Below are 16801 nucleotides of genomic sequence, written 5' to 3'. Positions count from 1 at the left end.
AATCGACATCCCGATGGCAATAGAAGTTATCTATTGGTGAATAGATTTGTTTCATTGGTTTTGGCGCGGCGGCTTATCTAAACTTGAGGCCCGAATACAGCTTATAAGCGTCTCGCATGATCCCTTTCAATTCACGGTTGCCCAGTCTGGATGAGCTGGTGGAGGAGGTGGCCGTGTCCGTCAACATCAACGGCATCAACCATGCCGTCATGATGGCCACCCCGGACGATCTCGACGATTTCGCCATCGGTTTTCTGTTTGGCGAGGGGATCATCGGGGGCAACCACGATGTACACGATATCCAGAGCACCCCGTCCGAGCACGGCATCGTGCTCGATGTCACCATCGCCAACCGCTGTCTGGCTGTGCTGGGTCAACGCAAGCGCCGCCTGGCCGGTGCCAGCGGCTGTGGCATCTGCGGCGTGGAGGCCATCGAACATGCGTTGCCCGTGCTCACCCCGCTGACCCCGGGCGCCCCCTTCGACACCGCCTCTTTGCAGGATCTGCGGGAGCGCATCGTCCCCTGGCAGAGCAAGGCCCGCCAGAGCGGCGCCCTTCATGCCGCCCTGGCGCTGGATGATCGCGGCGAGATCCTGGCCTGCCGGGAGGACATAGGGCGGCACAACGCCCTGGACAAGCTCATCGGCATGCAGCTGCGCCAGCCGGTGCAGGCCGCCACCCTGGTGATCACCAGTCGCTGCGGCAGCGAACTCATTCACAAGGCGGTGCAATTTGGTGCCGCTCACCTCATCAGCCTTGCTTCCCCCAGCCAGCTCGCGGTGCGACTGGCCCTGAAGTACAACCTGACCCTGATCCATGTGCCCCGATCCGATGCCCCGGTCTGCTATGCCAGCCCCCGCGCCCAGGATCACGTTGGAGACTCCCATGTCCAGTCATATTGAAAAACCGGCCAAGGCCGGCGGCTTTTCCTCCTTGCAGTCCACCTTCAAGCAGGTGCTGCGCAGCCAGAAGACCCGCCAGAACATCAAGAACCTGCTGCGGGTCAACCAGACCGACGGCTTCGACTGTCCCGGCTGCGCCTGGGGTGACAACAAGCAGGGGGCCTTCCAGTTTTGCGAGAACGGCGCCAAGGCGGTGGCCTGGGAATCCACCGGCAAGACGGTGGGGGCCGATTTCTTCGCCGAGCATTCGGTGCGCCGTCTCGCCACCCAGAGCGACTACTGGCTCGAATATCAGGGGCGACTGACGGAGCCCCTGCGCTACAACCCGGCCACCGATCACTACGAGCCGGTGAGCTGGGATCAGGCGTTTGCCCTCATCGCCGACAAACTCAAGAGCCTGGCCAGCCCCGACGAGGTGGAGTTCTACACCTCGGGACGCGCCAGCAACGAAGCCTCCTACCTCTATCAGCTGTTTGGCCGCCTCTATGGCACCAACAACTTCCCCGACTGCTCCAACATGTGCCACGAGGCGAGCGGGGTGGGGCTTATCCAGTCCGTCGGGGTGGGCAAGGGCACCGTGGTGCTCGATGATTTCGACGCCGCCAAAGCCATCTTCGTCTTTGGCCAGAACCCGGGCACCAACCACCCGCGCATGATGAACGCCCTGCGCAAGGCGGCACGCCAGGGGTGCCAGATCGTCACCTTCAACAACCTCAAAGAGGTGGCCCTCGAGCGCTTCGCAAGCCCCCAGAGCCCGGCGGAGCTCCTGACCCCGGCGGCCACCACCATCAGCCACCAGTACCTCACGCCAAAACTTGGCGGTGACATGGCGGCCATTCGCGGCATGGCGAAATACATCCTGGAAGAGGAGGGGGGGCGCATCGATCTCGCCTTCATCGAGCAGCACACCGCGCACTTTGACGACTACCTGGCCCAGGTGAAGGCCACGGAGTGGACGCAGATCGAGGCGCAATCCGGCCTCGGTCGGGAGGCGATCACCCGGGCGGCGCAGATCTTCGCAAGCAGCGAGAGCGTGATCAGCTGCTGGGCCATGGGGATCACCCAGCACAAGCATTCGGTCGACACCATTCGCGAAATCGTCAACCTGCACCTGATGTGCGGCCAGATTGGCAAGCCGGGGGCCGGACTCTGTCCGGTGCGCGGTCACAGCAACGTGCAGGGCAACCGCACCATGGGGATCAACGAGAAACCCAGTGCCACCTTCCTCGATCGCCTGGAGCGCCGCTTCCCGGTGGGCTTCAAGCGCACGCCGGGGCACAACGTCTACGAGGCCCTCAAAGCCCTTCATGGCGGCAAGAGCAAGGTGCTCATCTGCCTTGGGGGCAACCTGGCAGCCGCCGCGCCGGATACCGAGTTCACCTATGAAGCGATGCGAAGGAGCGAGCTCAACGTGCAGATCAGCACCAAGCTCAACCGCAGCCACCTCATGGTGTCAAAAGATGCCCTGATCCTGCCCTGCCTGGGCCGTACCGAGCTCGATCAGCAGCGCACCGGGGTGCAGAAGATCACCGTGGAGGACACGTTCAGCATGGTGCACGCCTCCACCGGGATGAACGAGCCGGTCTCGCCGCTCTGTCTCTCCGAGATAGACATCGTGGCCCGCATGGCCGAGGCAACGCTTGGCTGCGATCGGGTGGACTGGCTGGCGCTGCGGGATGACTACGGGCTGCTGCGGGATCTCATCGAGGAGACCATCGCGGGCTTTGGCGACTTCAACCGCCGCATCGAGGAGCCCTGCGGCTTCCATCTGGAGAACAGCGCCGCCCTGCTGCGCTGGAACACCGCGAGCGGGCGCGCCGAATTCAGGGCGAGCCGTTTGCCGGACTCCATCCTGCCCGAGTGCACCAGCCACGCGGAGCAGATGGTGGACCAGCCCGTGCTGCTGCTTCAGAGCCTGCGCTCCCACGATCAGTACAACACCACCATCTATGGCATGGATGACCGCTATCGCGGCATCAAGGGGCGACGCAACGTGGTCTTCATGAACGAGGAGGATGCCAGGAGGCTGGGGCTCGCCGAGGAGCAGCGGGTGGACATGAGTGCGGTGTGCAACGACGGGCGCGAGCGGGTGGTGCGGGGCTTTAGCGTCATCTTCTACGAGATCCCGAAAGGCAACATCGCCGCCTACTACCCGGAGACCAACCCCCTGGTGGCCATCGAGAGCATAGGGGAGGGCTCTTTCACCCCCACCTCCAAATCGGTGCCCGTACTGGTGACCCCGAGCGCCGCCTCGGTCGAGAGCCTGGCCGTCACGCTCTGATCCCTCATATGGATACCGTCCGACCCCTGCCATGGCAGGGGTTTTTTATGGCCGGGCGGTGCCCGGCAAAGCCTGGGCCGATCAGCCCAGGGCCACCACCACGCAGTTTCGGCCCTGGTTCTTGGCATCATAGAGCGCCTTGTCCGCCTCCTTGAGCACGGCGGCGATGCTGGTGGCATCCGCTCCCCAGTGGGCGACGCCGAGGGAGATGGTGATGTGGCCAGCTACCTCCATGTCGTGGCTCGCCACCCGGGTACGCAGGCGCTCGGCGATCTTCTGCGCCTGTGCAAGGGAGACCCCGGGCAGCAGCAGCAGGAACTCCTCGCCGCCGCTTCGACACAAGGCGGCATCGGAACGCAGATCCTGCTGCATCAGGGTGGCGAGGGAGACGATGACGGCATCCCCCACGTCGTGACCAAAGCGGTCGTTGATGGCCTTGAAGTGATCGATGTCCAGGGCAATCACCGTCAGGGGCTGACGCTCGACCTCGTACTCGTCCAGCATCTGCTGCATGGCCCGGCGGTTGAACAGGCCCGTCATGGGATCGGTGTGGCTGTCGGTGTGCAGCTTGTCGATCTTGGTGTTGAGCAGCCCCAGCCCCTTGAGGATGGCCTGCTTCAACTGGGCCGCTTCGAAATACCAGGCGCGGATCCCCGAGATGCTGGTGGCGGCCCCCTGCTGATCCATGAGTCCGGCCCGGTTGGCCAGTTGCCGCAAGGGCCTGGCGATGATGGTGGCCGAGAGCCAGATGACGAAGAGAATGAAGAGGGTGACCGGGATCATCCCCTTGAGGATCTCCAGCATCTGTTCATCCAGACCGGCCAGGGTGGCGCTGCGGGGGCGCTGGGCCACCACCCCCCAGCCTGCGTCCGCCACCGGGGCAAAGCCTGCCAGCATCTCGCTGCCCCGGGAGTTGAGTACGCTTTGCGCGCCATCCTGCCCCTTGAGCACCGCATCCACCACCCGGTTCTTGCCAATCTTCTGGCCGATGCGCTCCGGGTTCGGGTGGTAGATGAGGGTGCGCTGGCGGTCCACCACATAAAGATAAGAACCATCCTGGTAGTAGTGCTGCCCCAGCAGGCTGGAGAGCACGCTGGCGGACTCCAGATAGATGGTGCCGGCGACATAGCCGAGGTAGCGCTTGTCTGCCGAGAAGATGGGGTGGGAGAGGCTGATGAGGTAGTTGCCAGTGAGGGAGACCAGGGGATCCGCGATGAGGGGCTGCTGGCTTGCCAGGGTCCGGCTCGCATTGGCTGAGGTGAGCTTGACCCCTTTCACATGCAATGCCTCGGGAGAGACGGCGACGATGACGGAGTCGGTGTTCACGATGGCCACCGAGTTGAAGGTGTTGGTCTGCTGGCGCAACTGGCCTGCCACCTCCTCGAGTCCATGGAGGTCGTTGCCCTGCAGCAAGGGGGCGAGCCGGGCCGCGCCATAGGCCAGCTGTCCCTGGGCCGAGCGCAGCATGGTCTCGGTGGAGGCGGCGAGCTTGGTGGCATAGACCCGGTTTGCTTCCAGGGTGCTGTCGATGAGCAGTTGTCTTTGTGCCTGATAGATGGCGTAAAAGCTGTTGCCAAAGGTAGCCAGCACGCCGATGACGGCCAGCGCAAGGATGAGGCGATGCAGATCAAACCTCAGCAGCCAGTGAGAGTGCATGAACGAAACGGATCCTTGTCGTGGCGTCGGGGCAGTGCGGCAATTTTAAGGGGGGTGACCGCCCAATGCCATCGTTAATGTGATTCTCGAATGGTTCCCTTTCATGGGGTATCCCGGGCGGCAGCCCCGTCCCCTGTCGTCATGAGGCCGGTGAGGGCGGGATCCGCCAGCTCCGCCACCGTCTGCCAGAAGGGGGCGACGAGGGGATTGTCGTTGCCCGGCGGGCGAATGAGCCCGATGATCCAGCTCGCGTCGGCCTCCCCGAGGGGCAGGGTCAGCACATCGGGATGCTCAATGGTGGTGGAGGAAGGGACCAGGGTCCAGGCGATGCCGGCCGCCGCGGTGGCGATGCCGGCGGCGAAGTCGTTCACGTACTGGATGTCCTGAAAGCGCAGGCCGCTCTGGGCGAGGTAATGGATGAACTGATCGTAAAAAGAGGGGGCCTTGTCCCGGCGCAGGATGGCGAGCGGCTTCTCCTGCAGATCGGCGAGCCCCGCTACCCCCTGATAGCCTGCGGGCAGCACGGCGACGAAATGGGCGCGCACCACGGGCAGTACCGGCCAGCCCTTGGGGGCGGGCAGGCGGCAGAAGCCGAGATCCAGGCGGCCCTCCGCCAGCGCCAGCAACTGGTGATGGGTGGAGAGATCGTTGAGCTCGATGGCGACCCCGGGGCGGCTGGCCCGAAAACGGGCGATGGCGGCGGGCACCAGCAGCTTGGTGGCGACCCCGAAGCCGATGCGCAGGGTACCCGCGTGGCCCGCCAGCACGTCGCGGGCGCTGCGGGCGAGCTGCTCGCTCTGGGCCACCAGGGTGCAGGCGTCGGCGTAGAGGGCGCGCCCGAGCACCGTCAGCCGGGTGCTGCCGGCGTTGCGCTCGAACAGCTCGCCACCAAGGTCCGCCTCCAGCCGGCGGATCTGCTTGCTCAGGGCCGACTGGGTGACGTGCTGGCGCGCCGCCGCCTGACCAAAGTGCAATACCTCCCCCAGGGTGACGAAGGCTTTCAGGTCTCTCAACTCCATGGTGCCTCGCTTGATTCCAGATGGGAATGATAGGTGGCCATAATTGTCATTGGACGGAATTCTAGAAGTGTTGGATGCTGGTGCCAACTCATTTCGGGCCCCTGTACGGGGCCGACGTATCACGGGATGGCCCCCGCCATCCGCGCAGAAGGAGCAACACCAGATGCATCATCACAAGTTCAATGACTTCCCGAACGGTTTCCTCTGGGGCGCCGCCTCCGCCGCCTACCAGGTGGAAGGGGCCTGGAACGAAGACGGCAAGGGCCCCTCGGTGTGGGATCTGTTCACCAAGCTACCGGGCAAGACCTTCGAGGGCAGCAACGGCGACGTGGCGGTGGATCACTACCACAGGGTCGAGGAAGACGTGGCGCTGATGGCCGAGATGGGGCTCAAGGCCTATCGCTTCTCGGTGAGCTGGCCGCGCATCTACCCGACGGGGCGTGGCGAGGTGAACGAGGCGGGGCTCGCCTTCTATGACAGGCTCATCGACGCCCTGCTGGCCCACGGCATCGAGCCGGTGCTGACCCTCTATCACTGGGATCTTCCCCAGGCCCTGCAGGATGAGTATGGCGGCTGGGAAGACAGGCGGATCATCGACGACTTCGAGCGCTATTGCGTGACCCTCTATCAGCGCTTCGCCGGCAAGGTGAAGTACTGGGTGTCGCTCAACGAGCAGAACTACAACCTGACCAACGCCTACCAGCTTGGCACCCATCCTCCCGCCGTGCAGGACAGGAAGCGTTTCTTCGCCGCCAACCACATCGCGTTTCTCGCCAATGCCCGGGTCATCAAGGCGTTTCGCCAGCACGTGCCAAACGGCCTGATCGGGCCGAGCTTTGCGTACTCCCCCGCCTATCCGGCCTCCTGCGCCCCGAGCGACATGCTGGCGTTCGAGAATGCCGAGGAGTTCACCAACCTCTGGTGGCTGGATGCCTACTGCTTCGGCCGTTACCCCCAGGCGGCGCTCGCCTATCTGCGGGAGACCGGCGAGGCGCCGGAGATCCTGCCGGGCGATCTCGAGCTCTTGCGCGAAGGCACCCCCGACTACATCGGGGTCAACTACTACTACACCCTGACCTTCACCGACAACCCCCTCGGCGGCCAGACGATGCAGCGCATCAACACCACGGGCAAGAAGGGCACTACGCCCTCCAGCGGCATTCCCGGCCTCTACAAGACGGCCCCCAATCCGCACCTTGAGACCAGCAACTGGGACTGGGCCATCGATCCCACCGGGATGCGCATCGCCCTGCGTCGGCTCTCCTCCCGCTACGCCCTGCCGCTGATGATCACCGAGAACGGCCTGGGGGAGTTCGACAAGCTGGAAGCCGGGGACAAGGTGAACGACGACTACCGTATCGCCTATCTGCACAGCCACCTCAAGGCGTGCCGGGAGGCGATGCAGGACGGGGTCGAGCTGATTGGATATTGCGCCTGGTCCTTCACCGATATCCTGAGCTGGCTCAACGGCTACCAGAAGCGCTACGGCTTTGTCTACGTGGACAGGGACGAGCAGGGAGGGTCTCTTCGTCGCATCAAGAAAGAGAGCTTCCACTGGTACAGCCAGGTCATTGCAAGCGGTGGCAAGACCCTGTAACGGACCCGGTGCGCCGCACCTCGTCTGCCCAATGCCGGAAGGCCCCCTCATCGGAGGGGGCCTTCCTTGTTTGTGCAGCTGACAACCATGACCGCCTAGATAAACATGCCGCCCGAGGCTTCGATGCGCTGGGCGGTGATCCAGCGGCAGTCATCGGAGAGCAGGGCGGCGATGGCGCCACCGATGTCGTCGGGCTGACCCACCCGGCCAAGGGCGGTCTGGCTCGCGAGAAAGTCGTTGACTCCCTTGTTGTCGCGCACCACGCCGCCGCCAAAATCGGTCTCGATGGCGCCGGGGGCCAGCACGTTGACCGCGATGCCCCTGGGGCCCAGCTCCTTGGCCAGATACTGGGTGAGCACCTCGACGCCCCCCTTCATGGCGGCATAGGCGGCATAACCCGGCATGGCGAAGCGGGTGAGACCGGTGGAGAGGTTGAGAATGCGACCGCCGTCTGCCAGGAGGGGCAGGAGCGCCTGGGTCAGGAAGAAGGTCCCCTTGAGGTGGATGTTGAGCAGGGTGTCGAACTGCTGCTCCGTGGTCTGCTCGAAGCTGGCATGAATGCCGATCCCGGCGTTGTTGACCAGGAAGTTGAAATGGGTGCGCTGCCACTCCCGGGCGAGCAGTTGCGTCACCTCCTCTGCAAAGGCCGCGAAGGTGGCGCTCTCTCCCACGTCCAGAGCCAGGGCATGGGCCCGAACGCCGAGGGCGCGGGCCTGGGTCACCACCGCCTCCGCCTCTGTGGCCTGGCTGCGATAGGTGATGATGAGGTCGACGCCTTTGGCGGCGAGGGCCAGGGCCCCGTGCTTGCCAAGGCCGCGGCTGGCCCCGGTGATGAGGGCTATGGGTCTGGTCATGGTATGACTCCTGTCAGGGTGGCGGACACAGGCTCGATACGAGCCGACCGGATCACTGTATTGTTCCTTTTAAACTGGATAAATAGCGTGATAATAGAATCACTGTTCCGTTTATCGAGACAATCAGACCATGGATCAACTGGATGCGATGAGAGCCTTCGTGCGGGTTGCCGAGCTGGAGAGTTTTACCCGCTGTGCCGAGCAGACGGGCATCCCCAAGGCGACCCTCTCTGCCGCCATCCGCCGGCTGGAGGAGCGCATGGGGACCCGGCTCCTGCTGCGTACCACGCGGCGGGTGCAGCTCACCACGGACGGCCAGCTCTGCTATGCCAGATGTCGGGAGCTTTTGGCGGACATGGAGGAGTTTGACGGTCTGTTTCGCCAGGGGGGGCAGATCTCGGGACAACTGCGGGTCGACATGCCAAGCCGGATGGCCCGCCACCTGGTGATCCCGGCCCTGCCGGACTTTCTGGCGCAGCATCCCGCCCTGCAACTGATGCTGAGCAGCACGGACAGGCGGGTGGATCTGGTGCGCGAGGGGTTTGACTGCGTGGTGCGGGTCGGGGGGCTTGAGCCCTCCAGCCTGGTGGCCAGGCCCCTTGGTCACTATCGCCAGATCAACTGTGCCAGCGCAGGCTACCTGGCTCGCCACGGGGTGCCCCGTACCCTTGGGGATCTGGCGGGCCACCGGCTGGTGCACTATGGTCCCGGGTTTGGTGCCGGGCAGGGGCGCAGCGAGCCCGGCTTTGAATACCTGGCGGAAGATGGCCGCCGCGCCCTGCTGCCCATGGCGGGGGCCCTCATGGTCAATGACAGCGAGACCTACCTGGCGGCGGCGCTGGCGGGGCTTGGCATCATCCAGATGCCGCGGGTGGGGGTCGAATCCCTGCTCGCGGGGGGCGAGCTGGTGAGCATCCTGCCCCAGTGGCAGCCGCCACCGCTCCCCATCCACGCCCTCTATGCCCATCGCCGCCAACTGGCCCCCAGGGTCCAGCTCTTCATCCACTGGCTGGCGGGGTTGCTCGCCGCCCATCTCGGGGGCGCCTCAGAGGCGGCTGCGCCTTGAGCGAAACTCCCTCGGCGAGAGGGCAAACGCCTCCCGAAAGAAGCGGGTAAAGCTGCTCTGGCGGGCAAAACCCAGGCGCTCCCCCACTGTCTGCAGGGGGAGGGCGGGATCCTGCAACAGGCGGCAGGCCTCCTCCCGGCGCACCCGCTCCAGCAGGCCCGAGAAGTGGCACCCTTCCTCCCGCAGATGGCGGTTGAGGGTCCAGCGGGTCAGTTTGAGGTGCTCGCACACCCCATCGAGCAGAGAGGAGGCCTCGGCGCTCTCTTGCCACAGCTGCTGGCGGATGAGTGCCATCACCCTGTCCCGGTAGCGGCTGCTTGGGCGAAGCTGGGCCATCTGCCGGTCGAGCTCCCCGAGCAGCAGGGGTTGCAGGGGCAGGTTGCACTGCCCGTGGGCGAGATCGAGCAAGGCGGCGGGAAAGCGCAGCTCGAAGGCCGCCCCCTGTTGCAACCGCCCTTCCAGCCAACCTGCCAGCTCACGCCACAGCCTGGGGCGTACCGGGGTGGGCAGCACCAGCAGCCCCTGGCCCGGGTGGTAGAACTGGAGCAGGGCATAGAGGTGGCAGAGGTTGGCCAGGCTGCTCAGGGCGATGACGTCCGGGTGATCGGACTCCGAGTGGTAGCTGATCCTGGCCTGTCCTTCTTCTTCTTGCAGGCGGATCTCGTCGCTCTCGCCGATGAGGGGGCGGTAGGCGAGGAAGAAGTGCAGGGCCTGGCGAAGGGTGGCGGCGTTGCAGCACAGGCTCGCCAGCGACATGAAGTCGGCAAAGAGACCCGAGAGCGAGGGGGGCGTCCAGTCGAGGGCCAGATCCACGTGGGGGGCTGCCCCGGCCAGCAGCCGGAAGTGGCGCTGGGCGTCGATCCTCCCATGGGGGAGCAGCAACTCTTCTCTGGCAATACCGGCTTCTTGCAGGAGCTGGGCCGGATCCCGTCCCTCTCTCTGACAGTGGTTGAGGCAGTGCAGGGCAATCCGGTTGGAGACGGTCTTCACGGCAAAAATCCTTGTCAGCGGTGGCCCACCATCATCGGCCAACGGCGGCGGATTGCCGTGAGCCAGCGCCGCTTTCATGTTTCAGATTTGTAACCAAGGGTAACCCTGCAACCCTTTTCACACTTTTCAATCCTGCTCCCAACCGGCAACTTCCTGCACCCGACGGGCAAGTGAGAGGGGCCGCTTTTGCATAGAGTGGCGACTCCTACACACACAAGGAAGATAACAACAATGAAACACCACTCGCTCTCCCGAACCCGTGTCGCCCTCGCCATCGGGGCCCTGCTGCTGGCAGGGTGCAACGACAACGACTCCACCCCCAAGCCCGAGCAGCCCGTTCTGGGCCACCGCACCGTCACCCTCATCGAGCAGGACGGCCTGCAATTCAAGGATCTCGATGGCAGCGGCACCCTGACCCCCTACGAGGACTGGCGCCTCGGCGCCGCCGAGCGAGCCCGGGATCTGGTGGGCAGGCTCACCCTGGCCCAGAAGGCAGGGCTGATGATGCACGGCACCCTGGTGCTGGACGGGGCGGGGCGGGTGAACCTCGCGGCCATGGACAAGATGCTGCGCGAGGACGGGGTCAACACCTTCATCACCCGCATGGCCGGTGATCCGGCGGCCATCGCCGCGGACAACAACACCCTGCAGGCCCTGCTGGAAGGGGTGGGATTCGGCATCCCCATGACGGTGAGCACGGATCCCCGCAACCACTTCACCCATGATCCCAACGCCACCAGCATCGGTGCCGGGGCCTTCTCCCAGTGGCCCGAGACCCTGGGGCTGGCCGCCATCGGTGATGCCGCCCTGGTACAGCGCTTTGGCGACATCGCCCGTCAGGAGTACCGTGCCGTCGGCATCCACGAGGCCCTCTCGCCCCAGGCGGATCTCGCGACCGAGCCGCGCTGGGGCCGCATCAACGGCACCTTCGGGGAAGACAACCTGCTCGCCAAGTCCCTGGTCAAGGCCTACATCGAGGGCTTCCAGCAGGGGAGCGAGGGGATAGGCAAGGAGAGCGTGGTCACCGTGGTCAAGCACTTCGCCGGGGCCGGTCCCCAGAAGGACGGGCTGGATGCCCACAACCCCTGGGGCAAGGAGCAGATCTACCCCGGCGGCCAGTTTGCCTACCACCTGGTGCCCTTCGAGGGTGCCTTCGAGGCCAGGGTGGCCGCCGTGATGCCCTATTACGCCATGCCCCTGGGCCTGACCCAGGATGGGCAGCCCGTCGAGGAGGTGGGGTTTGGCTTCAACCGACAGATCATCACGGATCTGTTGCGGGGCCACTTCAAGTTTGACGGCGTGGTGCTGAGCGACTGGGGCATCGTCAATGACTGTGACAGCCGCTGCGAGCAGGGGTTGACCCAGGATGAAGTCAATGCCGGGGTGAGCCCCTGGACCGTGCCCTTTGGCATGTCCTGGGGCGTGGAGAAGCTCACCAAGGCCGAGCGTTATGCCAAGGCCATCGACGCCGGGGTGGATCAGTTCGGTGGCGTGGAAGATCCGGCGCCCCTGCTGGCGGCGGTGCAGAGCGGTCTGGTGACCGAGGCGGCCATCACCACCTCGGCCGAGCGGATCCTGGAACAGAAGTTTGCCCTCGGGCTCTTCGAGAATCCCTATGTGGATGCCGAGGCCGCGGTGGCCCTGGTGGGCAAGGCCGAGTTCCAGCAGGAAGCCCAGGCCGCCCAGGCGGCGTCCCACGTGCTGCTGAAGAACGAGGGGGCCCTGCTGCCGCTGAAGGCGGACGGCAAGCGGGTCTATCTGCACAATGTCAACGCCGAGGTGGCCAGGGCCAACGGCTATACGGTGGTGACGAACCTGGCCGACGCGGAGCTTGCCATCGTGCGGGTCAACGCCCCGGGCGAGCAGGATCCCCGCTTCCCGTTTGGCAGCATCCACTTCGGTCAGCTCGGTTTTGCAAGCAATGATCAGGTGGTGCAGGAGACGGCCCATGAAGGGGTCTACCGCGGCGCGGATGACTATGCCGCCATCCAGGCCATCGAGCAGGCCGGGGTGCCCCTGGTGCTCTCCGTCTATCTGGACAGGCCCGCCATCCTGACCGAGGTGGCCCCGGCGGCCCGGGTGCTGCTCGCCAACTTCGGTGCCCTGGATCAGGCCCTGTTCGATGTCATGAGCGGCACCCAGAAGGCACGCGGCAAGCTCCCCTTCGAGCTGCCCTCGAGCTGGCAGGCGGTGCTGGCCCAGTCCCCGGACGTGGCCAAGGACTCACAAAGCCCGCTCTATCCCTACGGGGCCGGTCTGGCCTATTGACGGACAGGGATGTTCTGTCTCTCATCAAGGCGCCTGCGGGCGCCTTTTCCATTGCGCCCATCGACAATCCCGGTTTGGCGCAAGGGGTTGGCTTGGGCATAATGGCGCCCCGGCAACGGGTGCGGTGGCCAGCGCGGCAGGCACCCGGTCACAGTGCACAGGAGATGAGATGAAATTTATCGGAGCCCACGTCAGTGCGGCGGGCGGGGTGGAAAACACCATCGCCCGGGCCAAAGCCATCGGGGCCAACGCCTTCGCCCTGTTTACCAAAAACCAGCGCCAGTGGCAGGCGGCGCCCCTCTCCGAGGCCAGCATTCGCGCCTTCAAGGCCGCCTGCGAGAAGGAGGGCTTTCGCCCCGAGCAGATCCTGCCCCACGACAGCTACCTCATCAACCTGGGTCATCCCGACCCCGACGCCCTCGCCAAGTCCCGGGATGCGTTTCTGGACGAGATGAAGCGCTGCGAGCAACTGGGGCTGTGCTACCTGAACTTCCACCCGGGCAGCCATCTCAAGCAGATCCCCGAGGCGGTGAGCCTCAAGCTCGTGAGCGAGTCCATCAACTGGGCGCTGGAGCGCAGCGAAGGGGTGACGGCGGTGATCGAGAATACCGCAGGCCAGGGTACCAACCTCGGCTGGTCGTTCGAGCACCTGGCCACCCTCATCGACGGGGTAGAGGACAAGAGTCGGGTCGGCGTCTGCTTTGACACCTGCCACGCCTTCGCCGCCGGTTACGATCTGCGTACCCCCGAGGGGTGCGAGGCGGTGTTTGCCGACTTCGACCGCATCGTGGGGTTCGAGTACCTCAAGGGGATGCATATCAACGGCGCCAAGTGTACCTTCGGTAGTCGGGTCGACCGTCACCACAGCCTGCGGGAGGGCAACCTCGGCGAGGCGGTGTTCCACCACATCATGAACGACGACCGTTTCGACGGCATCCCGCTTATTCTCGAGACCATCGATGAGTCCATCTGGGGCGAGGAGATAAGCTGGCTGCGCAGCCTGGCCGGGAGCCCGCGCCCGGCGTGATGCCGGGGTCCACCATTGGGTAGCAAGGAGAGACGATGCACGACGAGACAAGGGCGCCCCTGCGCTTTGGCATTGCCGGGGCGGGGGCTATCGCCCGGCGTTTTTGCCGCGATGTGAACGGGCACGCCAGGGGAGCCGAGGTGGTGGCCATCGCCGCCCGGGACCAGGGACGGGCGAACGAGTTCGCCCGGGATCTGGGGCTGCCCCACGCCTATGGCAGCTATGAGGCCCTGGCCGCCAGCCCCGAGGTGGAAGCCGTCTATGTGGCGGTCATCCACCCGGAGCACGCGGGCCTGGTGAGGCAGATGCTGCTGGCGGGCAAGCACGTACTGGTGGAGAAACCGGCGGTGACCCGGGTGGCGGATTGGGACGCCCTGGTGGCGCTCGCCCACGCACGGGGCCTGCTGCTGCTCGAGGCCATGAAGGTGATGTGCTTTCCCGCCATGCGCGCCCTGTTGCAGCGCCTGCCCCTGCTGCCGCCGCCGCGCGAGCTGCGGGCGGCGTTCGGTTCGACCCAGCCCAGGGTGGGCAAGCTGTTCGATCCGGCGCTGGATGGCGGCGCTGCCTGGGACGTGGGGGTCTATCCCCTCTGGCTCCATGCCGCCCTCTGCCATCGGCTGGGGCTGGGCTGCCCCGCCCCCGAGGTGACGCTGACGCGGGCTCCGGGGGAGGTGGATCTCGTCGCCAGCTTCACGTTCGATGAGCCGTTTCGGGCCGAACTCGGGGCCTCCATCATCGAGGATCTCGAGCGGGAAGCGTCCTTGTCCGGGGAGGGTTGGCGCCTGGTCATCGAGGGCAAGTGGTGGAATCCCCAGCACATTCGCTGGCAAGGGGGGCCTGCCCCCGTCATCTGGCCGGCGGACATCTACCTGCCGGTGGAGGGGGGCGGCATGCAGCACGAGGCGGATCACTTCGCCGATTGCCTGCGCCACCGGCTGCTGGACTCCCCCTGGGTGCCCCAGGCCGTGACCCGGCAGGTGCTCGGCTGGATTGAAGGGGGACTCGCCGGCTGAGGCCGGGGAAGGGCTGAGGGCCGAGGGGAGTATCGGCTGAACGACAAGGGCGCCAATGGCGCCCTTGCTGCATCCGAAGGGCTTCTCACGCCAGGGTCTGGGCGCGGCAGAAGGCCAGGAAGCGGCGCAGGGCGGCGGAGTGGAACTTCTGCTTGTGCCAGACGAGGGAGAGCTGGCGGGGGAAGCGGCGACTCGGGGTGAGGGCCACCAGGCGCCCCTGTGCCAGTCGGTCCGCCACCGCGAGGCGGGAGATGAAGGAGATGCCGAGCCCCTTCTCCACCGCCAGCATCACCGCCTCCAGGGTATTGAGCTCTATCCCCGCCTGCCAGCGGGGCAGGTGGGGCTGGAGCTGCTGCTCGAACTGCTCACGGCTGCCGGATTGCGCCTCGCGCAGCACCCAGGTTTCCCCGGCAAGCCGGCGCAGGGGCAGCTCGAGCTGATCCGCCAGGGGGTGACCGGGGGCGGCGATGATGAGCATCTCGTCCTCCAGCCAGGGTTCGCTCACCAGGTCCGGGTGGTGGTTCTCCCCCTCGATGAGGGCGAGATCCAGTTCGAAGTGGGCGAGGGCATGGCACAGGAGGTGGGTGTTGGCGATGGTGACCCTGGGGGCGGCCCCCAGCTCCTGGGCCCCCTCCGCCAGCAGGGCGGGCAGCAGGTAGTTGCCGATGGTCTGGCTGGCCCCGAGGTGCAGCTGGCCGCTCGGCTCGGCATCGGGGCTGAAGAGCTGCTCTATCTCCTGCATCCGGGTCAGCAGCTCCTCGGCGGCCGGTTGCAGGAGGCGCCCCTCGCTGTTGAGCTGGAGCCTCGGGTGCACCCGGTCGAACAGGGGCGTGGCGAGCTGGCGCTCCAGCTCCTGCAGCGACTGGGAGACGGCCCCCTTGCTCAGGCAGAGTTCATTGGCGGCGCCCCCCAGGTTGCCGTGGCGGGCGATGGTGGCAAACACCTTGAGTTGTTGCAGGGTGAGCTTCATATCGTTTGATTTTCCTAAACGCTAAGTTCAATTCATTTAGATATCGTAAACGATAGACCCCCTTTATCCTATGCCCATCGTCATCATCAAGAGGGTATCCGCCATGATCGCAAGAACCCGCCGCTCCCTGGCCGCCGCCCCGACCCCCATGGCCGGTCTGGCACTCGGGATCGCCAGCCTCGGCTGGTGCTGGGAAAATGCCGGTCAGTTCGATGGCCGTCTGCAACTGCTGGGGGCCGCCATCGCCGCCGTGCTGCTCCTCGTCCTGACCTTCAAGTTTCTGATCCACCCGCGCCTGCTGTGGCAGGATCTCGCCCATCCCGTGGTGGGCAGCGTGGTGCCCACCTACGCCATGGGGACCATGGTGGTCTCCAAGGCGGTCGGCCTGCTCGCCCCGACCCTGGGGCAGGGGCTCTGGCTGTTTGCGGTCGTCGTCCACCTCGTCTTCCTCGCCACCTTCGTCTGGCACAGGGCCAAAGCGTTTGAAATCCATCACATGGTGCCGAGCTGGTTCGTGCCGCCGGTGGGGATCATCGTGGCTGACGTGGCCTACCCGGGCGGTCCCTTCGCATCCCTGGCCACCGGCCTGCTCTGGTTCGGCATGGCCTGTTACGGCCTGATGCTGCCGCTGATGCTCTATCGCCTCATCTTCAGCCACGAGGTGCCGGATGCCGCCAAGCCCACCATCGCCATCCTGGCCGCCCCGGCGAGCCTGTCGCTGGCCGGCTACCTCACCGTGAGCCAGGATCCCTCCCTGCTGCTGGTGGCGGTGCTGCTCGGGATCGCCGTGCTGATGACCGGCATCATCTACCTGGCCTTCATCAAGCTGCTGCGCCTGCCGTTCTCGCCGGGTTACGCCGCTTTCACCTTCCCCCTGGTGATCGGGGCCACCGCCCTGTTCAAGGTGAGTCACCTGCTGTCGCAGTGGCCACAGGCGGCCCGCTATGCCGAGCAGCTCCATCAGCTGGCCTATCTGGAGCTGGGTGTGGCCACCCTGGTGGTGGGTTACGTGGCCCTGCGTTACCTGATGTTCTTCCTGCCGGTCGTGCAGAATGACCTGCCGGGGCAGCCTGCACGCCGCTAGGCACAAGGTTTTCATCCCCCCTCGTCATCGACCCCGCCCGTGCGGGGTCTGCCGTTCGTGATGCAGTGACACAG

At 65.6% G+C, this 16801-nt stretch carries 13 protein-coding genes; 8 read left to right on the top strand and 5 right to left on the bottom strand.

The window, feature by feature from the left end; genetic code table 11:
- Positions 1–116 precede the first annotated feature (116 nt).
- Both fdhD and AB5Y93_RS12590 read left to right on the top strand, forming a co-directional pair.
- On the top strand, positions 117–902 hold the full coding sequence (gene fdhD / locus AB5Y93_RS12595) for a formate dehydrogenase accessory sulfurtransferase FdhD (protein WP_045524794.1): 786 nt from the start codon (positions 117–119) through the stop codon (positions 900–902).
- Positions 886–3183 carry an FdhF/YdeP family oxidoreductase gene (locus AB5Y93_RS12590; RefSeq protein WP_368229484.1) on the top strand — a complete coding sequence of 766 codons (2298 nt, stop codon included), beginning with the start codon at positions 886–888 and terminating at the stop codon, positions 3181–3183. Before fdhD ends, AB5Y93_RS12590 begins: the two co-directional genes overlap by 17 nt.
- Before the next feature lie 81 nt (positions 3184–3264).
- Here the strand turns inward: AB5Y93_RS12590 and AB5Y93_RS12585 are convergent, their stop codons facing one another.
- A complete protein-coding gene (locus AB5Y93_RS12585) occupies positions 3265–4839 on the bottom strand; it encodes a diguanylate cyclase (RefSeq protein ID WP_368229483.1) in 1575 nt (524 codons plus the stop codon).
- Positions 4840–4940: 101 nt separating this feature from the next.
- The gene (locus AB5Y93_RS12580) at positions 4941–5858 is read right to left on the bottom strand and encodes a LysR family transcriptional regulator (protein ID WP_128297473.1); all 918 of its coding nucleotides are present in this window, start codon (positions 5856–5858) and stop codon (positions 4941–4943) included.
- 163 nt (positions 5859–6021) lie between these two features.
- Here AB5Y93_RS12580 and AB5Y93_RS12575 point away from each other — a divergent pair, with 163 nt between their 5' ends.
- Positions 6022–7455: a glycoside hydrolase family 1 protein gene (locus tag AB5Y93_RS12575; protein WP_368229481.1), complete on the top strand. Its 1434-nt coding sequence runs from the start codon at positions 6022–6024 to the stop codon at positions 7453–7455.
- A 95-nt stretch (positions 7456–7550) separates the two neighbouring features.
- Here the strand turns inward: AB5Y93_RS12575 and AB5Y93_RS12570 are convergent, their stop codons facing one another.
- Positions 7551–8309: an SDR family NAD(P)-dependent oxidoreductase gene (locus AB5Y93_RS12570; protein ID WP_368172818.1), complete on the bottom strand. Its 759-nt coding sequence runs from the start codon at positions 8307–8309 to the stop codon at positions 7551–7553.
- Between the two features lie 130 nt (positions 8310–8439).
- Here AB5Y93_RS12570 and AB5Y93_RS12565 point away from each other — a divergent pair, with 130 nt between their 5' ends.
- Positions 8440–9375 (top strand): LysR family transcriptional regulator, encoded by a 936-nt coding sequence (locus tag AB5Y93_RS12565; protein WP_043156112.1) that lies wholly within the window; start codon positions 8440–8442, stop codon positions 9373–9375.
- On the opposite strand, the gene AB5Y93_RS12560 is transcribed toward AB5Y93_RS12565, so the two are convergent.
- Positions 9355–10365: a helix-turn-helix domain-containing protein gene (locus AB5Y93_RS12560; protein ID WP_368229480.1), complete on the bottom strand. Its 1011-nt coding sequence runs from the start codon at positions 10363–10365 to the stop codon at positions 9355–9357. The genes AB5Y93_RS12565 and AB5Y93_RS12560 overlap by 21 nt on opposite strands.
- A gap of 231 nt (positions 10366–10596) precedes the next feature.
- Between AB5Y93_RS12560 and AB5Y93_RS12555 the strand changes: the two genes are divergently transcribed.
- From AB5Y93_RS12555 to AB5Y93_RS12545, 3 genes are all read left to right on the top strand, one after another.
- On the top strand, positions 10597–12633 hold the full coding sequence (locus tag AB5Y93_RS12555; protein ID WP_319872727.1) for a glycoside hydrolase family 3 N-terminal domain-containing protein: 2037 nt from the start codon (positions 10597–10599) through the stop codon (positions 12631–12633).
- 169 nt (positions 12634–12802) lie between these two features.
- Positions 12803–13660 (top strand): deoxyribonuclease IV, encoded by an 858-nt coding sequence (gene nfo / locus AB5Y93_RS12550; protein WP_041215226.1) that lies wholly within the window; start codon positions 12803–12805, stop codon positions 13658–13660.
- Between the two features lie 35 nt (positions 13661–13695).
- Complete coding sequence (locus AB5Y93_RS12545) at positions 13696–14673, top strand: Gfo/Idh/MocA family protein (RefSeq protein WP_368229479.1); 978 nt, start codon at positions 13696–13698, stop codon at positions 14671–14673.
- Between the two features lie 85 nt (positions 14674–14758).
- On the opposite strand, the gene AB5Y93_RS12540 is transcribed toward AB5Y93_RS12545, so the two are convergent.
- On the bottom strand, positions 14759–15643 hold the full coding sequence (locus tag AB5Y93_RS12540; RefSeq protein WP_039039086.1) for a LysR substrate-binding domain-containing protein: 885 nt from the start codon (positions 15641–15643) through the stop codon (positions 14759–14761).
- Positions 15644–15746: 103 nt separating this feature from the next.
- On the opposite strand from AB5Y93_RS12540, the gene AB5Y93_RS12535 reads away from it, so the two are divergent.
- A complete protein-coding gene (locus AB5Y93_RS12535; RefSeq protein WP_368229478.1) occupies positions 15747–16727 on the top strand; it encodes a TDT family transporter in 981 nt (326 codons plus the stop codon).
- The last annotated feature ends 74 nt before the right edge of the window (positions 16728–16801 follow it).

The sequence above is a fragment of the Aeromonas sp. R10-1 genome, assembly GCF_040908465.1.
Lineage (GTDB): Bacteria > Pseudomonadota > Gammaproteobacteria > Enterobacterales > Aeromonadaceae > Aeromonas > Aeromonas caviae.
This window is presented reverse-complemented; position numbering and strand designations above follow the sequence as displayed.